We start from the raw sequence: 9,592 nt of genomic DNA, 5'->3' as shown, positions 1-9,592 counted from the left end.
TTTCTTCCATTTTGTAGGTCTTAATCGTTAACTTTGCCGGGAGGATTGACCGAAAAGCTGTATGTGCTAATGCTCTAAGTAGGCTTGAAGCCTGAAAATCTATCTGGCATTTGCAGCTTTGAGGGAGGGGGCTGTTGCCCTGCCAGGGTATCAAGGTACCATCAGGGATGTTAGTCTTCATCCTCCCTCGGTTAATCCTTACCTTCACACAACAAAGGTAACAAAAAATAACCTCGTTACAATACCCTGCAAAGTTAGAGCGGGGTAGCTCGCTTCGCTCGCACCCCTGCTCTAAAAAGGCCAACCGCCAAGGCGGCAGTGCACAGTGCGCCATGGCTATGCTCCTATGAACCGACCTGACACAGTTTACTTTACACTCTCGTCTTTTGACGCCATCAAAGCTGCCTTTTTGCAAGCCAATTGCTGCCCTTTCAGAAGCCAATCGCAGCCCTTTCAGAAGCCAATTGTGGCCCTTTGGCGAGCCGAAAGCATGGCTGTTGCAAACGGATTGCTTCCCCCTTGCTTGAATTAGAAGTTGGGATTGAAACTCTTCCGCCCCCCCTTGCGTCGGCGGGGGCTGTTCCCCTGTGGCCGCTCACGCTTGGATTCGGGCGCGACGGCAGTGCGCTTCCCACGTTTCTGCATGCCGAAGCCCTCCGTTCCCTGGTTGTACTTGCCGCTGGAATGGGTGCCGGAGAATGTCTTTCGCCGGGGAATGCCGCGGTAGAGGCGGTCGACCAGGTCGGCGCGGCCAATGCGACGGAGTTCCTTCTCTATGGAGTCGCGCTCTTCTGGCTTGTACCAGAAGAAGAACTGGCGCTGCTTCAACTTCTCGTTCGGCGTCTTGGCGGAGAAGATGGGTTCCAGCGTGTAAGGGTCGTAGCCCGTGTACCACATCTCCGTAGATATGGTTAGGGGAGTCGGGGTGAAGTCCTGGATTTGCTCCAGATGGAAGTTCAGGTCCTTGGTCTGGACAGCCAGGTCGGCCATGTCTTCCTCATGACAGCCGGGGTGGCTGCTGATGAAGTAGGGGATGAGCTGTTCTTTCAGGTTATACTGCACGTTGATTTTGTCAAACACACGCTTGAACTCGTGAAACAGACTGAAAGAGGGCTTGCGCATCAGCCTCAGCACATTGTCGCTGGTATGCTCGGGAGCCACCTTCAGTCGACCGCTGACATGATTGCAAATCAACTCTTTCGTGTATTCCCTGGCTGCCGCGTTCACATGCTCGTCCTTGCTCTTGTGCAGCAGGAGGTCGTAGCGGACGCCGCTGCCGATGAAACTCTTCTTGATTCCGGGCAGAGCGTCGACAGCCCGATAGATGTCGAGCAGCTTGCTGTGGTCGGTGTTCAGATTGGGACACACCCGCGGATTGACGCAGGAAGGCCGTTTGCACTTCTCGCAGATGGCGCGATTCCTGCCCCCCATGCCGTACATGTTGGCCGACGGGCCGCCCAAGTCGGAGAGATAGCCTTTGAAGTCGGGCATGTCGATGACCTGTCTGACTTCTTTCATGATACTCTCCTTGCTGCGGCACACCACAAATTTGCCCTGATGGGCCGATATGGTGCAGAAGGCACAGCCGCCAAAGCAGCCGCGATGGATGTTGACGGAGAACTTGATCATGTCGAATGCGGGGATGCGCTTGCCCTTGTACTTGGGATGGGGCTGTCGGGTGTAGGGCAAGTCGAAAGAGGCGTCAAGCTCTTCGACGGTCATCGTGGGGTATGGGGGATTGACAACGGCCCACTTGTTGCCTACCGCCTGCAGCAGTCTTTGTGCGTGAACCTTGTTCGACTCCTCCTCTATATGCCTGACGTTCTCTGCCTGTGACCTCTTGTCGGCGACGCATTCCTCGTGGCTGTGCAGCACGATGTCGTCGTCGGAAAAGCCGTTGGGGATTTCTTCTTCCTTGCACAAGAAGACGGTTTGGGGGACATCCCTGACCGTGCGGATGGATTCGCCGGTCGAAAGCCGCTCCGCCAACTCGACAATGCCCTTCTCTCCCATGCCGTAGATGATGAGGTCGGCCCCAGACTCGCACAAGATGCACTTCTTCAGTTTGTCCTGCCAATAGTCGTAGTGCGTCAGCCGCCGCATGGAAGCCTCAATCCCGCCGAGCACCACGGGCACGTCGGGAAACAACTGCTTTAAAATCTGCGTGTAGACAATCGATGGATAGTCGGGGCGAAGCCCATGGCGGGCGTCCGGGCTGTAGGCGTCGTCACTTCGTCTGCGGCGATTGGCCGTGTAATGATTCACCATGGAGTCCATGGCGCCGGGTGAAACGCCGAAGAAAAGGCGGGGACGCCCCAGCTTCTTGAAGTCGCGGTAGTCGCCATGCCAGTCGGGTTGCGGCACGATGGCCACCTTGTAGCCGTGGGCTTCGAGCACCCTGCCTATGACCGCGGCCCCGAAGGCGGGGTGGTCGATGTAGGCATCGCCTGAGAAGAGGATGACATCGAGTTGGTCCCAGCCCCGAAGGTCACATTCCTTTCGTGTTGTCGGCAGAAAGTCTGTGAGCATCATTCCGCCGCCTTGTCATCTCCTGTCTTCGTGCCTTTCCATTCGACAAAGAGACGAACCAGGTTGGTCAACCCGAAGGCTTTCATGTTTGAATTGTAAATGACGTCGAGACATAAGTCCAACAAGTCTCTCTGACTGGTTTCATCAGACTCAAGCAGCGACCTCACATTGAGCTTCAACTTGTCGAGAATGTTCTCGTCGACAATGCCATTGCTGTCGACTAAGTTGCGCAGCAACTGGTACTTTTCCAATGTTTCGAGATGTTCTTCCGACACTTCGATAAACCTTGTTCCTGTCTTGTTCGCTTGGATTTTATACATAATCTTGCTTTTTAAAACGATTTATATTATTGTTGGGTTGCATGATCGTCGCTTCGGGATGGCCTCAAGGCATAGTTGAGCAGCCCTTGCATGACCATCTTTCTCGCATGCCGTGAAGCTATCGTCTCAAAAGGAAAGCCCATGATGATGGCGGTATAGTCGCTTCCACGATATCCCACGGCGGCACTGGTGGAATCGTTGTACATCATGATGGCCTGTGGACGCGTTTCGCCGGCAGCCTGCAGCGTGTCCGGTGCGAGAACATCCACCGAAGTTGCTGCGTAATGGTCTTTGTTGAGCTGGCGATAGATGTCGAAATCCATGTTCAAGCCATGGATGATGGGGGCTTGTGTCATTTTGTTTCTACCCTCGTAGCGGACTTTCAAAAAGTTCTTGAGAAAGACTGTGTCGTCTCCTCCCTGCATGTCGGTCCCGATATAGGCCCCGCTGACGAGCAGCGCTTTTGACGGCTTGGCGAATGACTGCAAAGCCGCCTGCAAGAACTTGGGCAGAGCTTTGACTCGCTTCAGTGCGTAAGGCATGTCCCTTTGCAGACCCAGGATGAGGTCGAGAAGCGCATAGTGGTTGAAAGCAACCAGATGGTTCTCGACGGCTTCGAGGGTCGTGCTCTCTATATCGTAGTCTGTCAGTGCCGACATCGCTTCGGCATGCGTAGCGACATTGTCGAATTCATTGCCCATGATGAATTGGCCGTTGTTCCATTGGGCTGTCATTCCAAAGCTGACGCCCGGGTCTTCGTCCATGTCGAAGCGGTTGTCGCCGTTGCTTCTGACGACGGCTGGAGCCGAAAGCCGTGTGAAACCATCGACAATCAGAATCTTGCCTTTCGCTCCGGGATGGTGGATGGCCGACAGAACAGGAGTGGCAAAGCTTTCACCGCCGCGGTTGGCTGCCGTTATTTTGAAACTATACAAAACTCCCGGTTCGAGTTTGACGGTCAGTGATGGTTCTTCTACGTTGCGCCCATTGTCAAAGCCAAGTGCGCCCATTGATGTATAGACGTTGTAGGAGGTTGGTATGGCCGTAGGTTCCAGCTTGTCTATGTCGGGAGTCCACGAAAGACGGGCCTCGTCGCCGATGATTTCAACCCTGAAGTTCTTGGGTGCCAGTGGCTGGACGACACTCGGCCGGCCGTGGCTGTCGTTGATGAACCTTAAAATAGACTTGTAGATGGAACGCGCCATGGCAAAGCGGAAGTGCGGATCTTCGCCGAGAAGCATGTCGGCGAAGTTCTGGTGCGACATGGTCTCCAAGATGGCGGAAGGAACTTCCGGTGTCCGCGTCTCGGCATAGTTGCGATCCCACAGGTAGCGACGATTCCATTTGCCACAGATGGGAGGGAGGTCTCTGTCGAGCCCGTCCAACAGCCGTTTGGCAAAATGATAGGAAAGCTCGCGCGAAGTGCCGGGAGCCAAGACGCCGTCGTTGAACTCCGTCGTACAGATGGCGAGCGAACCAATGAGTCCGTTTGGCGTTTTGGCTATCCCAGCGTCGCTATGGATGGCCAAGGCAAGCTCTATGGGAACCTTAAGTCCTTCTGACGTAGGGTTGAAGCAGGAACCGCCAGCGAGCCAGTTTGTCATCAGCGGACGAGCGTTGATGTCATCCCCATAGTCGTCGAGCCCGTTCTTGCTGCTGTATATTTTATACGGCGCACCTGCCCACTGGGCGTAATATCTGGCTCCTTCGATGGCTCTGGGAAGACCGCTGATGGCTCCGCTTCGCTGAATGTTGCCCATGCCGCCGCCAAATCTGACTGCATCGGCCGTGACAAAGCCCTTCTGTCTGGACGAATTTGTAAGCATAACGCTGTTGGCGGGTGAACATCCTGCCTTGAATCTGAATGTGCCCAAGTAGACCCAAGTGCCGCCGCCCATCTTCTGGTTGACCTTGAAAGTGGTCTTCCGGCCTTCGTGAGTGACGATGTATTCTGCGTCCGAGACGCTTTTGGGAAGGCTTTGGTAGCTCACATAGACCGCATAATTGCCATCTGTTTGGAATTGTGGCTGATAGGTGATGGTGGATGGATATTTGCTTCTGGATGTTTTCAGAAGCCTTGCCGTGCCTTGTGTAAAAGGGTTCTCGCCATCAATATAGACTCCGGGATGAAAAGCAAATCCCTTTTTGTCGGTCGTATGCCAAGTTCCGGATGACGCGTTTTCCGTATATACGCCCCGGGTGAGTGACGAAGTCATGCTTGGCGTGTTGTCGTTGTCGACGATGTATTCATCTTCCTGCCAGTCTCTTTCTCTTGGCGAGAATACTACACAGCCGCTGTTCTCAAGCATCGGGATGAGATAGGGGACGACGATGGTTTGCGTAAAAAGGTCTTCCGTCGTACCAAACAGGAAAGGACGTTGAAACTTCCAGAACCCTTTTGTCTGGTCGAAGTAGCGTCCATGGCTTGCCCACAAACTGACGTGCCTGTTCTGAAGCCCGTTCGTTATCCTGAAAGGGCAGTCCTGTCGCTGCACCCAAGGAGTGCCGTCAAATTCCACTTCGTTGAAAATCGTAGAGGAATCGGCCGGAAGTACATAACCGTCAACCAGATATTCGATGGGAACACCTGCGCAAGAGATTCTTATTTGATATTTGGGATGTGTGGAATGGAAGTATTTATGCCAATATTTGGAAAGCTTTCTAATATCCTTGTAGGTTATGTCGTTGTTGGCATAGCGGCCTTCTATGTCGACATTGATTATTTTCTGTTTGTCATGAATCGAATATTTTGCTTTTGGAACTTGGGCCGTCAGTGCAGAAAAGCTGGTGAATGCCCCCAACAAGCAGAGTCTGAACCTCCATGGAAGGATATTACTCATAAACAAAATTCTCGGGAATCTTTCCTTTAAAGTCCTTGAAATATTCTTTGATTTCTTTCATTTGTGAATCTACGTCACCATTGGGAATAATGACCTTGGTCGCCTTTATCTTCTTTGCCTGATAGTCGACGCCGAAGAGCAATATCGGTAAATTGGCTTTCAAAGCAATGAAATAAAAGCCCTTTTTCCAATCTACGGTAGGCTTTCGGGTTCCCTCCGGGGTGATGCAAAGGCCAAAACGTTCACTGCTGGTCGCGATTTCGGCCATTCTGTCCGTAAGACTTGTGTGTCTGGAACGCTCCACCGGAATGCCTCCGAGCCGTCTGAACAGAAGGCCGAATGGATAAACGAACCATTCTTTTTTCATGAGGAAATTACTACGAATGCCTTCGGCTTTGGAAAAAAGTTGGCCGATGATGAAATCCCAGTTGCTGGTATGGGGGGCTAAACATATAATATACTTGGAAGGGTACGTTATGCTGACCTCTTTAGTCCAGCCCATCCACCGATATAAGACGATTGAACAAAACTTCCTAATCATTCCAATGCGGCGATTTGATCAATGATTTCGTCAACCTGACCATTGAATCCTAAAATCAACTCTTTATAAAATGTTTTAGCCGGCATACCCGGCTCGGGATGGGAAACGCGCTTGATGAAATCATTGTTGATAACCATGATGGATGTTAGAATGGCATCCGCATTGTCATCGCTTTTCTTCTGATTGTACAGGGACGCCGCCACGCATTCTGCGAACAGCTCACTGCAGATGTAATTGATCTGATGTTTTAAAGTCCTTTTGCTTGCCATAATTTGCAGATTATTTAATAAGAATGGAATATTAACATGCCAAAGATATAGAAAAAAAAGGAATGTGCAAGGGTTCGCATCAAAAAACTGTTTGGCTTTTAGCAATTCTTGAGCGTTTCTTTTCATTATATCAATTAATTCATTTAATTTTGCACTGGTAAAAAGAGCATTGTCAGAAGAATTTTGTTACAACTAAATACAATTGATAAATGAAGGAAATTAGTGCATTGCAGAAAGAAAGAGCTGCTTACCAACCCAAGTTGCCGAAGGCGCTTATGGGTGCTGTCAAGGTGAAGGAAGGTGAACCCACCCAGAGTGTTGCCAACCAGCAGGAAATCAAAGAATTGTTCCCGAATACATACGGCATGCCTTTGGTGGAGTTTGTTTCCGGCGACAAGGCGAACGAAGCTGAGATGAATGTGGGCGTCATCCTGTCCGGTGGTCAGGCTCCCGGCGGTCACAATGTCATCAGTGGACTCTTCGATGCAGTGAAGAAGCTCAATCCGAACAACCGACTCTTTGGATTCCTGATGGGCCCCGGCGGTCTCGTTGACCATAACTATGTAGAGATCACCTCTGACTTCATCGACCAGTATCGCAACACCGGCGGGTTCGACATGATTGGTTCGGGCCGTACAAAGCTGGAGAAGGAAGAGCAGTTCGAAAAAGGACTCGTCATTCTGCGCGAACTGAACATCAAGGCTGTGGTCATCATTGGTGGAGACGACTCGAATACGAATGCCTGCGTCTTGGCTGAATATTATGCCGCCAAGAATTATGGAGTTCAGGTTATCGGTTGTCCCAAGACCATTGACGGCGACTTGAAGAACGACCAGATCGAGACTTCTTTCGGCTTTGACACCGCTTGCAAGACCTATGCAGAGTTGATTGGCAATATCGAGCGTGACTGCAACTCCGCCCGCAAGTATTGGCATTTCATCAAGTTGATGGGGCGTTCGGCTTCTCATATCGCATTGGAATGCGCCCTTCAGACACAGCCCAATGTTTGTTTGATTTCCGAAGAAATCGAGAAGAACGACATGACTTTGAATCAAGTGGTTGAAGACATAGCCAAAGTTGTGGCTTGTCGTGCGGCCCAAGGTGACAACTTCGGTGTGGTGCTGATACCCGAAGGTCTCATCGAGTTCATCCCTGCCATTGGCCGTTTGATCCAAGAGTTGAATGACTTGCTCGCTTCACATGGCGCAGATTACAAGGATCTCGACAAAGATGCACAGCGGCAATACATCCTCTCACACCTTTCCAAAGAAAACGCCGCAACGTTTGAAACACTTCCCGAGGGTGTCGCCCGCCAGTTGAGCCTTGACCGCGACCCACACGGAAACGTTCAGGTTTCATTGATTGAGACCGAAAAGCTGTTGAGCGACATGGTGGACGCCCTGCTTGCAAAGTGGGCAAAGGAGGGAAAATATAACGGCGCATTTGCCGCACAGCACCATTTCTTCGGCTATGAGGGACGCTGTGCCGCCCCCTCGAACTTCGACGCAGACTATTGCTACGCATTGGGAACCAGCGCCGCCCAGCTGATTGCCGCCGGCAAAACCGGCTATATGGCCATCGTCAAGAACACGACAGCCGGTACTGACGAGTGGAAAGCAGGCGGTGTGCCCATCACGATGATGATGAACATGGAGAAGCGCAACGGAGAGATGAAGCCGGTGATCCGCAAGGCCCTCGTAGAACTTGACGGCAAACCGTACAAAACGTTTGTTTCGCATCGCGATGAATGGGCAAAGAATACATGCTACGTATACCCCGGCCCCATTCAATACTGGGGACCGTCTGACGTTTGCGACCAAACGACCAAGACGCTCCAGCTGGAACAGACCAAGTAAACACCGCTATAATTCAAAGAATGCAGACCCGCTGCCCGGCTGGGTCTGTATTCTTTCTTTGTTTTATGACAACAGCCAACCCCAAGACCCACAGAAAACGCTCGGTTCGCAAGAAGAGAAAACGCTCTTTTCTGAAGTCTACGCATCACAAACTGGCGTGGTTTCTTGGAGGATTCGGTGTGGTGGTCTTGTATGTCTGGGTGTTCTATCACTTTTTTGTCAGCCCGACCGGCTTTCGTTGGCGCGCCTTGTATGGAGACCCGAAGTATCCGGATGGATTTGAAATCCATGGAATAGACATATCCCATTACCAGGGTGACATCGAATGGGACAAGCTTCAGCATGCCATGATAGAAGGTTGTCCGTTGCGCTTCATCATCATCAAGTCCACCGAAGGGGCCTCGCGGATCGACGAAAACTTCTATGACAATTTCGAAAATGCCCGCAATTACGGCTATATCCGAGGCGCATACCACTTTTGGAGCATTCATTCCTCCGCCCGAGACCAGGCCTATTTCTTCCTTAAAAAAGTACATTTGAAGGAGGGCGATTTGCCGCCGGTACTGGACATTGAGCATAAACCGGCCGATGTGTCGGTCGAAGATTTCCAAACGGATGTCCTCACGTGGCTTCACATCGTAGAGGACAGATATCATGTGAAGCCCATCATCTATACCTATTACAAGTTCAAGCAGCAATATCTGTCCAAGCCTGTCTTCGACGACTATCCTTATTGGATAGCCCACTACTATGTTGACAAAGTGGAATACAAGGGGCCATGGAAGTTTTGGCAGCATACCGACGCAGGACAATTGCCGGGCATAAAGGGATATATAGACTTCAACATCTACAACGGCTCGTTCTATGATTTAAAAAAGCTGACAATTGGAAAATGATCAGTCATCTCTTATCTTGAAAAAGCAACCCTTTCATAAACTGAAAGCAGCCCTTTCATAAGCCGAAAGCAGCTCTTTCATGAGCTGAAAGCAGCCCTTTGAGCAGCTGTAAGTTATGCTTTCGCGCAGTCCAAGCACAACGGTGGCGTCTACAGGCTCCTTTCCAGTGAATTTGCCAGCCAAAGAATGCCGTGCGCAAATGGCAGATTGCATTTGGCCCTCGCACGAGAAAGGACGCAGCTTGTTGGGTAAATCAATTTTGCAGGTCGGCGACAATCAATTCATCTCCAACAAATTGTCATGCAATGGAAATTTTATAATTTTGCAAACAAGAGGCAAAA

7 protein-coding genes are annotated in these 9,592 nt (G+C 51.0%); 2 read left to right on the top strand and 5 right to left on the bottom strand.

All coding sequences use genetic code 11. The annotated features are described in order from the left end of the window. Positions 1-528 precede the first annotated feature (528 nt). From K334_RS0109285 to K334_RS0109265, 5 genes are read right to left on the bottom strand one after another with little or no spacing between them, the layout of a single operon-like run. A complete protein-coding gene (locus tag K334_RS0109285; RefSeq protein WP_025880999.1) occupies positions 529-2,532 on the bottom strand; it encodes a YgiQ family radical SAM protein in 2,004 nt (667 codons plus the stop codon). After that, positions 2,529-2,849: a DUF8442 family protein gene (locus K334_RS0109280; protein WP_025881000.1), complete on the bottom strand. Its 321-nt coding sequence runs from the start codon at positions 2,847-2,849 to the stop codon at positions 2,529-2,531. The genes K334_RS0109285 and K334_RS0109280 overlap by 4 nt, the downstream gene beginning before the upstream one ends. 26 nt (positions 2,850-2,875) lie before the next feature. Then, positions 2,876-5,689, bottom strand: a complete 2,814-nt coding sequence (locus K334_RS13830) for a golvesin C-terminal-like domain-containing protein (protein WP_081658070.1) — start codon at positions 5,687-5,689, stop codon at positions 2,876-2,878. Further along, positions 5,682-6,230: a 1-acyl-sn-glycerol-3-phosphate acyltransferase gene (locus K334_RS0109270; protein ID WP_025881002.1), complete on the bottom strand. Its 549-nt coding sequence runs from the start codon at positions 6,228-6,230 to the stop codon at positions 5,682-5,684. Before K334_RS0109270 ends, K334_RS13830 begins: the two co-directional genes overlap by 8 nt. Beyond that, positions 6,227-6,499 carry a hypothetical protein gene (locus tag K334_RS0109265; RefSeq protein WP_025881003.1) on the bottom strand — a complete coding sequence of 91 codons (273 nt, stop codon included), beginning with the start codon at positions 6,497-6,499 and terminating at the stop codon, positions 6,227-6,229. Before K334_RS0109265 ends, K334_RS0109270 begins: the two co-directional genes overlap by 4 nt. Positions 6,500-6,708: 209 nt before the next feature. Here K334_RS0109265 and K334_RS0109260 point away from each other — a divergent pair, with 209 nt between their 5' ends. Together K334_RS0109260 and K334_RS0109255 are read left to right on the top strand one after the other, a co-directional pair. Next, positions 6,709-8,355, top strand: a complete 1,647-nt coding sequence (locus K334_RS0109260; protein WP_025881004.1) for a diphosphate--fructose-6-phosphate 1-phosphotransferase — start codon at positions 6,709-6,711, stop codon at positions 8,353-8,355. Positions 8,356-8,420: 65 nt separating this feature from the next. Next, positions 8,421-9,251, top strand: a complete 831-nt coding sequence (locus K334_RS0109255) for a glycoside hydrolase family 25 protein (protein ID WP_025881005.1) — start codon at positions 8,421-8,423, stop codon at positions 9,249-9,251. The last annotated feature ends 341 nt before the right edge of the window (positions 9,252-9,592 follow it).

It is taken from the genome of Segatella baroniae DSM 16972 = JCM 13447 (assembly GCF_000426585.1).
GTDB lineage: Bacteria > Bacteroidota > Bacteroidia > Bacteroidales > Bacteroidaceae > Prevotella > Prevotella baroniae.
This window is presented reverse-complemented; position numbering and strand designations above follow the sequence as displayed.